This is a genomic window from Spirosoma litoris (assembly GCF_054776755.1).
This window is the reverse complement of record NZ_BAAHBI010000020.1, coordinates 471,329-485,951: the sequence shown is the minus strand read 5'-3', so window position 1 is coordinate 485,951 and position 14,623 is coordinate 471,329. Positions and strand designations below refer to the sequence as shown.

Annotated in this window: 11 protein-coding genes; 6 read left to right on the top strand and 5 right to left on the bottom strand. The window is 47.5% G+C overall.

Going from position 1 to position 14,623, the window contains the following annotated elements; genetic code table 11:
• Positions 1 to 4: 4 nt before the first annotated feature.
• Entirely contained in the window at positions 5 to 1,213 is a 1,209-nt protein-coding gene (locus tag ACYVGR_RS14060; protein WP_460957630.1) for an acyl-CoA dehydrogenase family protein, read from the bottom strand.
• Positions 1,214 to 1,337: 124 nt separating this feature from the next.
• On the opposite strand from ACYVGR_RS14060, the gene ACYVGR_RS14055 reads away from it, so the two are divergent.
• Positions 1,338 to 1,883 (top strand): P-loop NTPase family protein, encoded by a 546-nt coding sequence (locus ACYVGR_RS14055; RefSeq protein WP_460957628.1) that lies wholly within the window; start codon positions 1,338 to 1,340, stop codon positions 1,881 to 1,883.
• Positions 1,884 to 2,086: 203 nt separating this feature from the next.
• Here the strand turns inward: ACYVGR_RS14055 and ACYVGR_RS14050 are convergent, their stop codons facing one another.
• On the bottom strand, positions 2,087 to 4,039 hold the full coding sequence (locus ACYVGR_RS14050; protein ID WP_460957626.1) for a DUF4350 domain-containing protein: 1,953 nt from the start codon (positions 4,037 to 4,039) through the stop codon (positions 2,087 to 2,089).
• Positions 4,040 to 4,331: 292 nt separating this feature from the next.
• Here ACYVGR_RS14050 and ACYVGR_RS14045 point away from each other — a divergent pair, with 292 nt between their 5' ends.
• The 3 genes from ACYVGR_RS14045 (at position 4,332) to ACYVGR_RS14035 (ending at position 7,786) form a co-directional block, all read left to right on the top strand.
• Positions 4,332 to 5,921: an NAD(P)/FAD-dependent oxidoreductase gene (locus tag ACYVGR_RS14045; protein WP_460957624.1), complete on the top strand. Its 1,590-nt coding sequence runs from the start codon at positions 4,332 to 4,334 to the stop codon at positions 5,919 to 5,921.
• A 1-nt stretch (position 5,922) separates the two neighbouring features.
• Positions 5,923 to 7,089: a hypothetical protein gene (locus tag ACYVGR_RS14040; protein ID WP_460957622.1), complete on the top strand. Its 1,167-nt coding sequence runs from the start codon at positions 5,923 to 5,925 to the stop codon at positions 7,087 to 7,089.
• Positions 7,090 to 7,156: 67 nt separating this feature from the next.
• Positions 7,157 to 7,786 (top strand): NUDIX hydrolase, encoded by a 630-nt coding sequence (locus ACYVGR_RS14035; RefSeq protein ID WP_460957620.1) that lies wholly within the window; start codon positions 7,157 to 7,159, stop codon positions 7,784 to 7,786.
• On the opposite strand, the gene ACYVGR_RS14030 is transcribed toward ACYVGR_RS14035, so the two are convergent.
• Complete coding sequence (locus ACYVGR_RS14030) at positions 7,775 to 8,428, bottom strand: PDDEXK family nuclease (RefSeq protein ID WP_460957617.1); 654 nt, start codon at positions 8,426 to 8,428, stop codon at positions 7,775 to 7,777. The genes ACYVGR_RS14035 and ACYVGR_RS14030 overlap by 12 nt on opposite strands.
• Before the next feature lie 566 nt (positions 8,429 to 8,994).
• Here ACYVGR_RS14030 and ACYVGR_RS14025 point away from each other — a divergent pair.
• Together ACYVGR_RS14025 and ACYVGR_RS14020 are read left to right on the top strand one after the other, a co-directional pair.
• Complete coding sequence (locus ACYVGR_RS14025) at positions 8,995 to 10,140, top strand: efflux RND transporter periplasmic adaptor subunit (protein ID WP_460957615.1); 1,146 nt, start codon at positions 8,995 to 8,997, stop codon at positions 10,138 to 10,140.
• 33 nt (positions 10,141 to 10,173) lie between these two features.
• The gene (locus tag ACYVGR_RS14020) at positions 10,174 to 13,284 is read left to right on the top strand and encodes an efflux RND transporter permease subunit (RefSeq protein WP_460957613.1); all 3,111 of its coding nucleotides are present in this window, start codon (positions 10,174 to 10,176) and stop codon (positions 13,282 to 13,284) included.
• A gap of 85 nt (positions 13,285 to 13,369) precedes the next feature.
• Here the strand turns inward: ACYVGR_RS14020 and ACYVGR_RS14015 are convergent, their stop codons facing one another.
• Complete coding sequence (locus ACYVGR_RS14015; protein ID WP_460957803.1) at positions 13,370 to 14,050, bottom strand: IS630 family transposase; 681 nt, start codon at positions 14,048 to 14,050, stop codon at positions 13,370 to 13,372.
• Position 14,051: 1 nt separating this feature from the next.
• The gene (locus tag ACYVGR_RS14010; protein ID WP_460957611.1) at positions 14,052 to 14,531 is read right to left on the bottom strand and encodes a helix-turn-helix domain-containing protein; all 480 of its coding nucleotides are present in this window, start codon (positions 14,529 to 14,531) and stop codon (positions 14,052 to 14,054) included.
• Positions 14,532 to 14,623: the final 92 nt, after the last annotated feature.

The following is a 14,623-nucleotide window of genomic DNA, read 5'->3' as shown; positions in this document are numbered from 1 at the left end:
AAGGTTATTTAAACGCTGGAATCCCCGTAATTTCGGCACCCAGAATGAGCAGTTGAATATCGTGTGTACCTTCGTACGTACTCACCGATTCAAGATTCATCAGGTGGCGCATGATGGGGTACTCGCCCGAGATACCCATAGCGCCCAGAATCTGACGCGCTTCGCGGGCAGTCTTCAGCGCAATTTCAACGTTGTTCCGCTTGGCCAGCGAAATCTGCGCGACCGTCGCTCTATCTTCATTTTTGAGCGTACCTAGTCGCCAGCAGAGTAATTGCGCCTGCGTAATATCAGTCAGCATTTCAGCCAGTTTCTTCTGCACCAATTGAAAGCTCGCAATGGGTTTATTGAACTGAATGCGTTCGAGGGCATAGCGTCGGGCCACTTCGTAGCATTCCATAGCAGCTCCTAAGGCACCCCAGCAAATGCCATAACGGGCCTGCTCCAGACATTTCAGGGCGCTTTTCAAACCATAAGCTTCAGGAAGTATATTTCCCTTCGGAACCTGCACATCCCGAAAAACCAGTTCGCCCGTGCTACTGGCCCGCAACGACCATTTATTGCTGATTTCGGCGGTTGTAAATCCTTCCATGCCTCGCTCTAGAATCAGGCCACGCACTTTCCCCTGCTCGTTTCTGGCCCAGACGATGGCGATATCGGCAATATTGGCGTTGGTAATCCAGAGTTTCGAACCATTAAGCAAATAATAGTCACTGCGTTCGATGAAGTTACTTTCCATACCTCCCGGATCAGAACCATGATTCGGTTCGGTCAATCCGAAGCAACCCAGCAGTTCTCCTTTCGCCAGTCTAGGCAGGTATTTTTTCTTCTGTTGCTCAGAACCAAATGTAAAAATCGGGTACATCACCAGTGAATTCTGCACTGATACACAGGATCGCATACCCGAATCACCCCGTTCTATTTCCTGGGTCATCAGACCGTAGGAAATCTGGTCCAGTCCTCCCCCACCATATTCAACCGGAATGGTGGCACCAAAAGCACCAATCTGGCCAAATTTCTTAACCAGATGGTCAGGAAATTCACCTCGCTGGGCACACTCTTCGACAATGGGCGTAATCTCACGTTTCACAAACGTTCGTACGGCCGACCGAACTAATTTGTGTTCGGCCGTGAGCAGGTCATCAATGCAATAGAAATCCGGCGATTCAAATGAATCGACCTTATTTCGGGGCGGAGTTAGGGAGGGGGCTTGCATAGGGAGTTAACCCAGAAAAGGGCATCTTGTTGTAGGAATGGCTATTTTTGTCAAGCTTCAAAAAAAACAGTAGGTTGGCTCAGCTCGCTATTTTCTTACCGAATGACGGCATAAATTAGCAAGTATGAAAGTCCATATTTTCGGAGCGTCAGGTTCGGGGGTAACCACGCTGGGAAACGCCCTGGCTAACCAAACCGGCCTGCCTTATTTTGATACGGATTATTTTTTCTGGGAGCCTTCCGACCCGCCGTTTACCGTCAAACGAGATCCCACCGAACGGAACAATCAGTTACGTAGTGAACTAGAAAAACGCTCTGATTTCATTGTAGGCGGTTCGTTAGTAAGCTGGGGCGATGAATGGCTCACCGCTTTTGATTTAGCCGTTTTCCTCTGGATTCCACCTGCCCTACGACTCGACCGATTACGAAAACGGGAGTTTGCCCGCTACGGCAGCGTGATCTATGAAGACGAGCATCGCAATCGACTCTTTGAAGAATTCATTGACTGGGCTTCGGGCTACGACGATCCCTTATCAACCCGACGCTCATTAGTCGTACACGAAAACTGGATGAAGAAACTTACCTGCCCAATTCTGGAACTACGTGGAGATTATACCGTTCAGGAACGCCTGGAGGCCGTTATTAAGCAAATGGCAGAACGCACAGTATAGTTAAAAAGCTGAGCTTTTACACTTTTCAATTGTACATACGGGCTTATTGATTTGAGGTTGCTGGGTGCCTTCCCAAACCAGGATACACTATTATCACTGCCCTATAACAATGCTGTCCACAGAGAGACAGAGAACACAAAGTTTATGAGCTGAAAAATAATTATTATCGACTCTGTGTGTCCTGTCTCTCTGTGGACAAAAAACTAGCGCTTGCTTGTTGCAGAGTCCTGGCTTAACAACCAGGTTGCCAGATCTTTGGCCGCCTGGAAATTCTGGTAGATAGCCGGAATTTTACGACCGTCAACATACTCATTATAAAGCCAGGGATCACCCACGGCGAAAACGGTTCCTTTACCCACTCTAGCAACGCCCATAATAACATCGCCCGAATCAGTTACAGCCGCTTTAGCTGGAGCCTTTACGGCAAGCGGAGACAATTCTTTAATGTAAACCGTCCGGGTATTAGGAAATATCGGGTTTCCGGCCGGAATACTGATTTTGCCTTGCTCAAACTGATCTCCTTTCACCATGTTCCGGTTTTTGGGCAGAAACTGCATACCAAACCGGGCCGCTAGCTGGTTGAAATGGGTATGCTCACAATTTGATGTATCGTTGGCCATCAGGACCAACGTGCCACCAGCCTGAACCCAATTGGCAATGGCATTGATAGCAGCCTCAGAAACGTAATTCGGTTTAGGCGTTTCTTTCGGTGTATCGGGATCAACGATGATGTATACGTCGACGCCTTTCAACGAAGCCGCCGTGGGAGCGCCCGTTATCGTGGTTGTTTTCGCACCCAGATCGTTAAAGATGTTCTTCCACCAGAAGAATCCCGAATGCTGGCGATCCTCCCAGGTATAGTGGAACGGCTCCTGCTCCACCGATCCATCCGTATGCACATAGCCTTTCCGGGATTCGTGATTAAAGTAGTTATCAACGGCAACTGTTTTCCCTTTTCCAAGACCGTCTTCGGCCGAGATTTCCATTTCAACACTGGCCATAATAAACGGCCCTACACCTTTCAAATCATCCTGACGAATAGGTTCGCTCAGATAATATTCGTAACTACCATCCCGATAGGGCGTACCACCCAATCCTCCAACAACAACGGTTTTCTCTAAGTGAATCAGTCCTTTGACATCGGTCGAAATGAAGGTTTTCAGCATACCATCATAGCCTTTACGAGCGGCTGCCATCATCGAAGCGGGCAGATAGCCCATCCGCACACCCTTCGCCAGGGCATATACAAACATGCCCGTACCCGATGCTTCGAGATAATTTCCTTTATCGCCCAGGCGGTCGGTTACCTGATACCAGCAACCTGATTTGGGGTCCTGATACTTCACGAGAGCAGGCATCAGGCGCTGCAAAATCGCAACCAGCTCTCCCCGACGTGGATTCGACTGGGGAATATAATCCAGTACATCGACCAGCGCCATTGCATACCAACCCATCGCCCGGCTCCAGAAGTTAGGTGAGTTTCCGGTTTTGGGATTTGCCCACTTCTGCTCCCGACTTTCGTCCCAACCGTGATAGATCAAACCCGTTTTCGCATCACGAGCGTGTTTTTCCATCCACACAAACTCATTGATAATATCGTCGTAGTGTTTGTTGTCGCCGTATAACGAGTTGTATTCGACCGCAAATGGCTCCGCCATGTACAAACCATCGAGCCACATCTGGTAGGGATACCGCTTTTTATGCCAGTAGCCTCCTTCTTTGGTACGAGGCTGTTCGGTTAGTTGTTTATGCAGCAGATCGGCAGCTTTCCGGTACTTATCTCTTCCAGGTATCGTTTGTTGAGCCAACAGCAACAGCGACCGGCCCGGCGTGATAAAATCCAGGTTATAGTCTTCCAACTTATAGGTTCGAATGTTGCCGTCGTCCGTTACGTATCGATCCATGTTTTTCTGTATGTAGTTGAAATAACGATCGTCGGCGGTGCGATACCAAACCTGCTTAACACCTTCCAACAGAACGCCCGTTTCGTATTCCCAGTGGGCCACGCCCTTCGTCCCGTCTTCTCGCTTGTACGAAATGGAATCCGGATTGTTGGCCATGATCGATGCAACCATCCGCTGCGACCAGGGCGTTTGAGCCAACAAGACCTGACTGAATAGCAGCAGTGTACTGAAAAGACTTACTTTTTTTTTCATTATTTCTTACTTGATACCAGAATTGGTCGATTTAGGATTGATTTCTATGGTAATAGCCCAAAGCCGGAAGCAGTATTGCAACCCTGCTCACTGAGAACGTGGCCACTACGCTTAACAAAGGAAATAGTTGCCCAATGTAAGACCATACTCTTTTCCCGATGAAAATAGTTCGGAATAAGGGGAAAGAACCCAAATCAGCTCATCCCTGTTAACAATTGAGTAACTTTAAGTAGTTTCGCTTACTGATCTGCCGACTGACCGTACACCCGGAACAACCCGGCCACTTTCATCTATGATTCATCAACTTTCGCTTGCCTTACCCCCTGAGCTAGCCCTGGATGACCTGGCTTTTCGGGAGCAGGTGTTGACCAGGCTTGGCTTACCCAATACAGAAGATATTGTCGTACGGAAACGTCGTCAATCGATTGATGCCCGAAATCGCCAGGTGCGCGTACAGGTCGAGGCCGACGTGTTTGCTGGCGAAACGCCACCCCAGCTAATCAACTACCGCAAACCACAAACAGATGTAAGTAAGGCACCACAAGCAATTGTTGTAGGCTCTGGTCCAGCCGGACTATTTGCGGCTCTTCGACTGATTGAGTTAGGCATAAAACCGATCGTTCTCGAACGAGGCAGCGATGTTCGAACCCGCCGACGTGATCTCGCGGCTATCAACAAAGACCACATCGTTAACCCTGAGTCGAATTATTGTTTTGGTGAAGGGGGAGCGGGCACCTATTCCGATGGTAAGCTCTATACGCGTTCGACCAAACGGGGCGATGTCCGACGGATTCTCGAAATCTTTGTCGCCCACGGCGCTACTGAGCAGATTCTGGTGGATGCCCACCCGCATATTGGCACCAATAAACTTCCCAACGTAGTTGCCGATCTCCGCGAAAGCATCCTTCATGCGGGTGGCGAAGTTCGTTTTGACACCAAGGTAATCGACCTGATTCTATCCGAAAATGAGCTAAAAGGCGTTGTTTTAGCGAATGGCGAAACCGTACTGGGAATTGGTGTCATTTTAGCTACAGGACACTCGGCACGGGATATTTTTTACCTGTTGCATACCCATCAGATTCGTATCGAAGCGAAGCCCTTTGCGATGGGTGTTCGCATTGAGCATCAGCAATCGTTGATCGATCAGTTTCAGTACCATCGTCCTGATCGTGGTGATTATTTGCCAGCAGCCTCATATAGTTTAGTGACACAAACCCGTTTCAAAGGGGTAGAACGGGGCGTCTTTTCGTTTTGTATGTGTCCGGGGGGCTTTATCGTTCCGGCAGCAACGGCTCCTGGCGAGTTAGTTGTCAATGGAATGTCGCCTTCCCGTCGGGATTCACAGTATGCCAATTCGGGGCTGGTCGTTGCTATTTCAGACAATGATTTACAGCCCTACGCCGACGAGGGGCCACTGGCAGGGCTGGCATTGCAACAGGATCTTGAGCGGTGGGCCTGTAAGATGGGGAACCTGTCGGCAGTGGATCACTCTCAAACGGCACCAGCTCAACGCATTGCTGATTTTGTCGATGGGCGCGTCTCGAAAGATCTCCTGCCAACCTCTTATCAGCCCGGACTGGCATCGGTCGATATGAGCGACGTATTGCCCGACCACATTGCCCAGCCCTTGCAACAGGGGCTTCGCGATTTCGGGCGAAAGATGCGTGGTTATTTAAGCAATGATGGGCAGATTATTGGTGTCGAAAGCCGCACCTCATCGCCCGTTCGTATCCCGCGAGATCGGGAGACGTGTGAACATGTGGACGTAAAACGGTTATTCCCCTGTGGCGAAGGGGCTGGCTATGCAGGTGGTATTGTATCGGCAGCCATGGATGGTGAACGTTGCGCAGAGGAATTAGTAAAGTTGTATAAGTCACGGTAGTATGAGTCGTTTAGCCCGAATAATTCTGATAATCGTTTGCATATATCCTTCTTTGTCAAGATCGCAGGCGACTATCCGTGCCTTTTCGGATTGGTATGGTATGGTCCCACAGAAGCATAACCTGAAAGGCAAGGTTAAACTGATTACTCAGGTACAATCGCCGATAGCCAATAAAAAAGGAGACTGGCTCGACGGTCCTTCAGGTCAGAATTATACGGAAGAGTATAGCAAAGAGGGGTTCCTTCTAAAACGTATTGCTCGCAATGATTATAACCAACCAACTTTAGCTGTTCATTACGAGTATAATTCCCAAAGTCAGGTCGGTGCTTTCTGGGAGGAAACGTTAGAGTCAAAACCTATTTGGGGCGCTATGGGCGGACGTATTGCCTACGAATTTGATCCCATAAAGAACGTTTATATAAAACGAGACAATCGAATCATCATGGGACAACCTTACCATAGGCGAACTGAATCGTCGATTGATTCTTTGAATCGGATTGCTATACAACGTGAATATAAACAGGACACTTTACTCGTTAAAGAACAAAACTACAGATGGGATAGTAATGGATCCATAACACACCATGCCTATCGTACTCGTAAGCAACCAGAGGAGCGTATCAATCCTACTAATAAGGATCTTGATCGTTTTTTACAGAATGAGTTCAATGTTAAGTTTTCTGAGGCTGAGAAGAAGTTGCTTCAAAAATCATTAGACAGCTTGACTCACCGAAATGATAGTTTATATGCTATTCAGCCCGAATGGAGTGGTGATACGATTAACTACAAGAATGCCTATGATAGTCGGAGAAGGCTTGTTCGGCAGGAATCTTTTAGAGCTAATCAAATGACCGAAATTGTCAATTTTAGCTATGATACAACGGCTACTCAAATAGTACGACAGACATATGATAAAGCAGGAAATCTAATTTCAGAAACCACTAGTCGTCAACACCCAATTCATAAATATATTTTATCAGATATCAGCCGACATAAGAATGGTGATAAATGGGAAGAACAGATATATAATTATTCGGCCAGTTACACTCAACCGATTTATCAACACAAGTTCGACGATCATGGCAATTGGATCGAGCAAAAGCAAGTTGATTCTACTGGTAAACAGATTGGCTTAGCTTTAGTACGTACAATTGAGTATTATCCGTAAAGTGGTAGGTACACCAAGTTTGTTCATTTCTCAAACACCTTAAATCGAGTTGACCCGAACCCATCGCATGTTGCAAACATCCTTCCATACTTTTGCTGAAGATCTTCACCAGCGACTGCAAAAGCCGCTTCCGGGCGAAGCAGCGCACCGAAAAATGGCGTCAGCAAATCGGTATCGGCAGGGTTTCAAGCCCAATGAACGAACGCGTCGGTCAGCAGTGTTGATCTGTTTTTATCCGTACCAAAACTCGATTTACCTACCGCTTATTTTGCGACCTCAATACGACGGCGTTCATGCCGGCCAAATGGCTTTTCCGGGTGGTCGTATGGAGCGTATCGATGAAAATTTGACACGTACAGCCCTTCGCGAAGCCCAGGAAGAAGTAGGCATTCGCGTATCAGACGTAAAAGTGCTGGGGCTGCTAACAGAGTTGTTTATTCCGCCAAGTAATTTTTATGTTCAACCCGTCGTAGGTGTTCTCCCCTATCGTCCAGACTTTTACCCCGACCCCCGCGAAGTCGAAGCCGTTGTCGAGGTCGATTTAGAAACCCTTGTAGACGAAACGATCGTTGGCGATAGTCAGATTGAAGTCCGTGGCATGCTCATCGATGCGCCATTCTATCAAGTTCAGGGCTATCGCGTTTGGGGAGCTACCGCTATGATGATCAGCGAGTTGCTGGTTGTTCTAAACTCCTGATTCGCCTTTTTGGGCATTGGCATATAGTGTAGCCAGATTAAATGTCATTCCTTCGGTGATCGTTACATCATGATTCCATCCGTCCCGAATGATAATCGCATCGGCAGCGTCTGACTCCCAGATGGCAGGGATGTTTTCCGTAAAAATCCAGATTACTTTCTTGACTCCAAACCCATGCAACTCCCGCGTTTTTTTGATGAAGTAATCATGCTGATACTGGTACTTCGTTAAATCCGCTTTGGTATCAATTTCAATGACGTAATCAGGAGCAATAGGCATGTACTTATTCTCGACAGGAATGTCCTTTAAACGAGTTTTGTCATAAAGAGCAATATCACAGGAGCGCCATTTTTTCCGCCCAATCTGAACGCCCACTTCACTTGCCAGAATTCGAAATCGGCTACGCAATGGATGTGCAAACAGAAACTCTTGTATAATTTCAATCAAATAACTCTGTAGATAACTCGACCCCATAATTTCTTCTGACTCTTTAAAGCCATCCAATACGTCCCGATAACCTGCATAGTACACAGGCTTTTCATCTTCCATTTCGTAGACGAGCTGACTCAACAAAAGTTGCCGTTGCCGACGCTGTTCGGGTGTCAGTTTTCCATGCTTACTCTTCTCCTCAACCGGTACCATAGGGCTACTTGTTTGACGCAATATACAGATAAACACAAGAACTGTTCAGTACCTTCTAACAACGACGGCCATTAGAATGAACTTGGTGATATCATACAATAAACATAATTGCCATAGTAAAGAACGAGGTTTATACCTACTACCCCATACCTGCCTGCAAAATGCTTTTTCGCACTTGCGTTTCATACTAGAGCTGATCTGTAAAGGAGTTTACAAGTGTCTACACTTTTTTTTCTAAACTATCTAAAACAAGTAAACTAAGTACTTCCTGAATACAGGCAGGGGCCATTTTGAGCAACTTCATAATGAGCTGAAACTTCATCTCGCTCATTATGAAAGCATAACGTACTTTTGACACAAAGAACAAAGCCAAATATCGCCTGCTCAACTAAGGATTTTTACGATTAAACCGATCAAATACAGGCATCCACGCTTTCAATAAAACCACTCATTTTCAAGTAGCTACGATTGATAAAGTCGTCAACATTAATAGCTTTGCATGTTTAAGAACACGCACGGACTTTTAATCGTTAAAAATCAAGTTTCCTCTTGCAAATTATTACCCTGTGAAAAGATGGATTGCTCTCGCTCTCGTCGCTGCTGTAATCGGCGGGATTATTTACTACAACAAAGTATTACACCCAGCTCCTGGGGCTGCGGGGGGTAGCCCTGGTGGGGGCGGAAAAGGCGGAGGTGACGGAAAAGGTGGACCGGGAGGCAAAGGCGGACCCGGCGGTGGCGCTCCTGCCAGCGTTAATGGTTTTGTAGTCGTATCACAACAACTTCGAGAAGATATCGTATCTGGAGGCTCATTACTAGCCGCCGAACAGGTCGATATTTACCCCGAAATATCAGCCCGTATTACTCAGCTTAACATTCAGGAAGGCCATTCGGTAGCCAAAGGGGCTTTGCTGGTGAAGCTCTTTGATGCTGATCTGAGAGCACAATTGTTAAAGCTTCAGGCGCAGGCTGAAAATGCGAAACGCACCGAAGAACGGAACAAGCAATTGCTTGAACGTGGCGGTATCAGCCAGCAGGAATATGACATTGTAACGACCAACCTTCGTTCGTCTTTGGCCGACATTGAGCTGGTAAAAGCCAATCTGCAACGAACAGAAATTCATGCCCCCTTTTCGGGCGTTATTGGTTTGCGGAATGTAAGTAATGGCGCTGTTGTATCACCTAGTACACTTATTGCCCGGTTGCAGCAAATTTCGTCGCTCAAGCTCGATTTCTCGATTCCAGAAAAATATGGGCAGGCTGTACACAATGGAAGTCAGATTTCGTTTACAGTAGATGGCGTTTCGGAACCAAGCCAGGGTGTGGTATATGCAATTGAACCAGGCGTGGAAGAGCAAACCCGTAACCTGAAGATTCGGGCACGGGTTAATAATGCATCGGCCAAATTCCGGCCTGGCGCGTTTGCTCGGGTCACGTTAACGGTTCAGAATAACAACAGCCTGGTAGTGCCAACGCAGGCCGTTATTCCACAAACACGTACCAATCAGGTGATTGTCGTAAAAAATGGCAAAGCGCAGTTTAAAGATGTGAAAACAGGACTTCGTACAGAAGGGGTTATTCAAATCCTGTCGGGCCTGAGTGTTGGCGATACGGTAGCAACAACGGGTTTGCTGTTTTTAAAACCCGATGCGCCAGTTAAAATCGGTAAAGTCATCACCGTATCCGGGGCACCTAAAGTGGCTATCAAATAAATTACGTTCACTGTTTCAAGCTCAACAAAGAAAATGAGTCTACCCGAATTAAGCTTAAACAGGCCCGTTTTCGCGATGGTGATGTCCATCGTGATCGTGCTGTTCGGCGTTATCGGATTCACGTTTCTCGGTGTACGTGAATACCCGGCTATTGACCCTCCGGTCATTTCCGTCCGAACGAACTATACGGGTGCAAACCCCGAAATTATTGAGTCGCAGATTACGGAGCCTATTGAGAAATCGCTGAACAGCATCGAAGGGATTCGAACGATTTCGTCGATCAGTGCTTTAGGAGCCAGCACGATTACCGTTGAGTTTAACCTCGATGCGAACCTGGAACAAGCTGCCAACGATGTGCGCGACAAGGTATCGCAAGCTCAGCGACAGCTTCCTCAGGACATTGATGCGCCACCGGTTGTTACCAAAGCGGATGCCAACTCGGAACCGATCATTTTCATGAACGTTCAGAGTACAACCCGTAGTGCAACGCAATTGTCGGATTATGCCGAAAACGTACTTCAGGAGCGCCTACAAACTATTCCAGGTGTTAGCCAGGCCAATATCTACGGGCTCAAGCGTCAGGCGATGCGTCTGTGGATCGATCCAATCAAACTATCGGCTTACCGTCTGACCTCACAGGACATCCAGAATGCGCTGACCTCTCAAAACGTTGAATTACCCGGCGGTAAGGTATATGGCAATACAACCGAATTAACGGTAAAAGCGGTTGGCCGATTAACAACCGAGGATGATTTCAACAACCTGATTCTTCGGCAGACAAGCAACCAGATCATCCGTTTCAAAGATGTTGGCTATGCGGTGTTAGGGGCCGAAAATGAGGAAACAAACTCCAAGCAGAACGGAGCCGTGGGGGTTATTCTAGCACTGATTCCTCAGCCGGGAGCCAACTACGTAAGCATCGCCGATGAGTTCTACAAACGGTTTGATCAGCTAAAGAAAGATCTTCCACCAGATATCATTGTCTTTGTTGGTACCGACCGAAGTATCTTCATCCGACGGGCCATTGAAGAAGTGGGCGAAACGCTGCTTATTTCGTTTGTACTGGTTGTGCTGGTTATTTATTTCTTCTTCCGCGACTGGCTAATTGCGTTCCGCCCGCTGATTGATATTCCTGTATCGCTGATCGGTGCTTTCTTTATCATGTACCTGGCCGACTTCAGTATCAACGTTTTAACACTGTTGGGAATAGTACTGGCAACGGGGCTTGTGGTTGATGATGGTATCGTAGTCACGGAAAATATCTTCAAGAAAATTGAGGAGGGTATGGACACCGAAGAAGCGGCTAAAGAAGGCTCGAACGAAATTTTCTTTGCGGTTATCTCGACGTCCATTACGCTGGCCATTGTATTCCTGCCGATTATCTTCCTGCAAGGTTTCGTTGGGCGTCTGTTCCGTGAATTTGGTATCGTGGTGGCTGGAGCCGTATTAATTTCGGCTTTTGTATCGCTTACGCTGACCCCGGTATTAAGTGTTAAGCTAACCAGTAAAACGCACGGACAGTCCTGGTTTTATCGAAAAACTGAACCGTTTTTCACGTGGCTGGACGACTCCTATCGCGCTTCGCTTATGGGCTTCATGCGCAAGCGGGGTTGGGCCTTTGCCATGATTATAGCCTGTTTAGCGCTGATTTTCGGGCTGGGTTCGATGCTTAAATCGGAGTTAGCCCCACTCGAAGACCGAGGTCGAACCCGTATCTCGATTACATCACCAGAAGGTACCAGCTTTGAAGCCCAATCTGCGCTAACCGACCGTGTTCTACAGTTTGTGCTTGACTCTATTCCAGAAAACAAACTGGCTTTTAGCGTTGTAGCACCTGGTTTTTCGGGAGCAGGAGCGGTTAACTCATCCTTTGTGATGTTGAACATGGTCGACGCTGCCGATCGGAAACGATCACAGCAGGATATTGTGGATTACCTAACGAAGAACCTTAAAAAGTTTAGTGAAGCCCGCATGTTCGCCACACAGGATCAGACGATTCAGGTTGGCCGTGGAGGTGGCTTGCCTGTTCAGTTCGTTATTCAGAACCTGAATTTCGAAAAGCTTCGGGAGAAGTTACCTGCTTTTCTGGATGAGGTACAGAAAGACCCGACGTTCTTAAACTCCGATGTTGATCTAAAATTCAATAAGCCGGAATTGAACATTACCATTGAGCGTGAGAAAGCGACCAATCTGGGGGTTTCGGTACAGGATGTGGCCCAAACGCTACAGCTGGCACTCAGTAACCGGCGTCTGGCATACTTCCTGATGAACGGAAAGCAATATCAGGTAATAGGCCAGGTAGACCGGGCCGATCGCGACGCCCCCGTTGACTTAGCTTCGTTCTACGTTCGATCCAACAACGGTCAATTGATTCAGTTAGATAACCTGGTGAAATTCCAGGAGGTAAGTAGTCCGCCACAGGTGTATCACTTCAATCGATTCAAATCAGCGACCGTTTCAGCAGGGCTAGCACCTGGTAAAACTGTTGGCGATGGTGTTGATGCCATGCGTGCGATTGCGGCACGAACACTTGACCAAACGTTCCAGACGGCTCTCTCAGGCCCCTCACGTGACTATGCAGAAAGTTCGTCGAATACGCTGTTTGCCTTCGGTCTGGCTCTGATTCTGGTTTACTTAGTCCTGGCCGCCCAGTTCGATTCGTTTATCGATCCGCTTATTATTATGATTACGGTGCCGTTGGCGCTGGCCGGAGCAGTTTTCTCTCTTTGGATGTTTAATCAGACGCTGAATATTTTCAGTCAGATTGGTATCATCATGCTGGTGGGGCTGGTTACTAAAAACGGTATTCTGATTGTCGAATTCGCAAATGAACAACGGTTGACAGGTAAGAATAAATTTGAGGCAGCCGCCGAATCGGCAGCAATGCGTTTGCGTCCTATTCTGATGACGACTCTTGTAGCCGCGTTTGGTGCGTTGCCATTGGCTATGGCCTTGGGTTCGGCCTCAAAAAGCCGCGTACCATTAGGCATTGTTATCGTGGGTGGGCTTATCTTCTCACTCGTTTTGACACTCTACGTTGTGCCGGTTATTTACACCTATATGAGTCGCCGGAAGGATGTAAAACCTGAAGAACCTCAACAGGACAACACGCCAAAACCGAAACCAGCAGTCGTACATATTTAGATTTTGTTGGTACATGAATCAGGGGTGGATCTGTAAATCAGGTTCACCCCTGATTCGTTTAGAAGCTAGCTAGTAGACTGTTACGTTAATTATTAGAATCAATAATTGTACTATTCTCCGCATTGAGTTTTACGTAGTGGCGTTTGAGCTTTTTCCGCGCTTGAGGAGTATCAAATAACCAGCTGATTTTAACCCTTGCTTGATTGCGTGCTTGGGCCCAAGCCAATACTTCTTTTTCTAAGGTCGCTAAGTCCCCAATCCGCCGGTCTAAGCATTGCTTGGAGAGAGCGGCAAACTCGAGCTCGGCCATGTTTAACCACGACGCGTGGGTGGGCGTATAATGGAGTACCAACCGATGACTCAACTGGTGAGCGGTTAGCGCGTCGAAGCGTTCATAAAAACTGCCCGCCTGATGGGTGTTCAAATTATCCTGCAGTACATGAACACACTCCGCATGGGGGTAATGAGCAACCAGTAGCGTCTGCATAAATTCGGCATAATCGCGCTTCGTGCGTTGTTTTCGGACTTCGACATAGCGCTGTCCGGTGTCCAGATTATAGGCTAACAGCACCACGGCTGTACCTTTGCGTTCATATTCGTAGTCTATTTTGGCTGCTTTTTCGGGCTTAACTGGCCATGGAGCGACCACATCATCTAATAACTGACAAGGCCGCTCGTCAAAACAGAAGCGAGGCTTGACCGGGTCAGCCGGTTGAGCATAGAAATCCAGTACGGCTTCCAATTTAGCCAAATACTGCCCCTCTATCTTAGCAATGCACCACTGCTGTTTGAGCCAGGGCCGGGCGACGCTTCGCTTGAGCTGATTTTTTTAGTTGTTCCCCCACTGTTTTATGGGAAATGGAGTCGACCAAACCAAGGTCGACCAACCGATCGGCTAATAAACGTAAAGTCCATCGGCTCCGGCCTTCTGGCGCTTCACTACAGGCCAAAGCTGTCAGGTGAGCTTGAGCGGCTTTGTCAAATTTACTGGGCTGGCCCGGTCTGGGTTTTTCACTTAAGGCACTAGCCAACCCTTCTGCCAGGTAGCGTTTTCGTAGATTATAGACGGTGGCTTCACTAATAGGAACCAAGTTTGCTACTTGAGTGGGCGTCTTGCCCAGATGCAATTGAAGCAGCACTTGTGCCCGATAGAGGCTACGTACTGGGTACTTTCCTCTGGCAAGCATTTGCTCTACTTGAGCCACCTCAGTATCGGGTAAGGTAAAGACGAAGCTGGAACGAGCCATAATCTGAAAAGGTTAAAATGGTAGTATAGTATGAAGATAACTATAACAATTAACGTAACAGTCTACTAGTACTCGTCCAATTTAGCTTCTAT

Bases quoted from the DNA above. Each gene is read 5' to 3' on its own strand.
- ACYVGR_RS14060 (WP_460957630.1), bottom strand. From the start codon at position 1,213: ATGCAAGCCCCCTCCCTAACTCCGCCCCGAAATAAGGTCGATTCATTT.
- ACYVGR_RS14055 (WP_460957628.1), top strand. From the start codon at position 1,338: ATGAAAGTCCATATTTTCGGAGCGTCAGGTTCGGGGGTAACCACGCTG.
- ACYVGR_RS14050 (WP_460957626.1), bottom strand. From the start codon at position 4,039: ATGAAAAAAAAAGTAAGTCTTTTCAGTACACTGCTGCTATTCAGTCAG.
- ACYVGR_RS14045 (WP_460957624.1), top strand. From the start codon at position 4,332: ATGATTCATCAACTTTCGCTTGCCTTACCCCCTGAGCTAGCCCTGGAT.
- ACYVGR_RS14040 (WP_460957622.1), top strand. From the start codon at position 5,923: ATGAGTCGTTTAGCCCGAATAATTCTGATAATCGTTTGCATATATCCT.
- ACYVGR_RS14035 (WP_460957620.1), top strand. From the start codon at position 7,157: ATGTTGCAAACATCCTTCCATACTTTTGCTGAAGATCTTCACCAGCGA.
- ACYVGR_RS14030 (WP_460957617.1), bottom strand. From the start codon at position 8,428: ATGGTACCGGTTGAGGAGAAGAGTAAGCATGGAAAACTGACACCCGAA.
- ACYVGR_RS14020 (WP_460957613.1), top strand. From the start codon at position 10,174: ATGAGTCTACCCGAATTAAGCTTAAACAGGCCCGTTTTCGCGATGGTG.
- ACYVGR_RS14010 (WP_460957611.1), bottom strand. From the start codon at position 14,531: ATGGCTCGTTCCAGCTTCGTCTTTACCTTACCCGATACTGAGGTGGCT.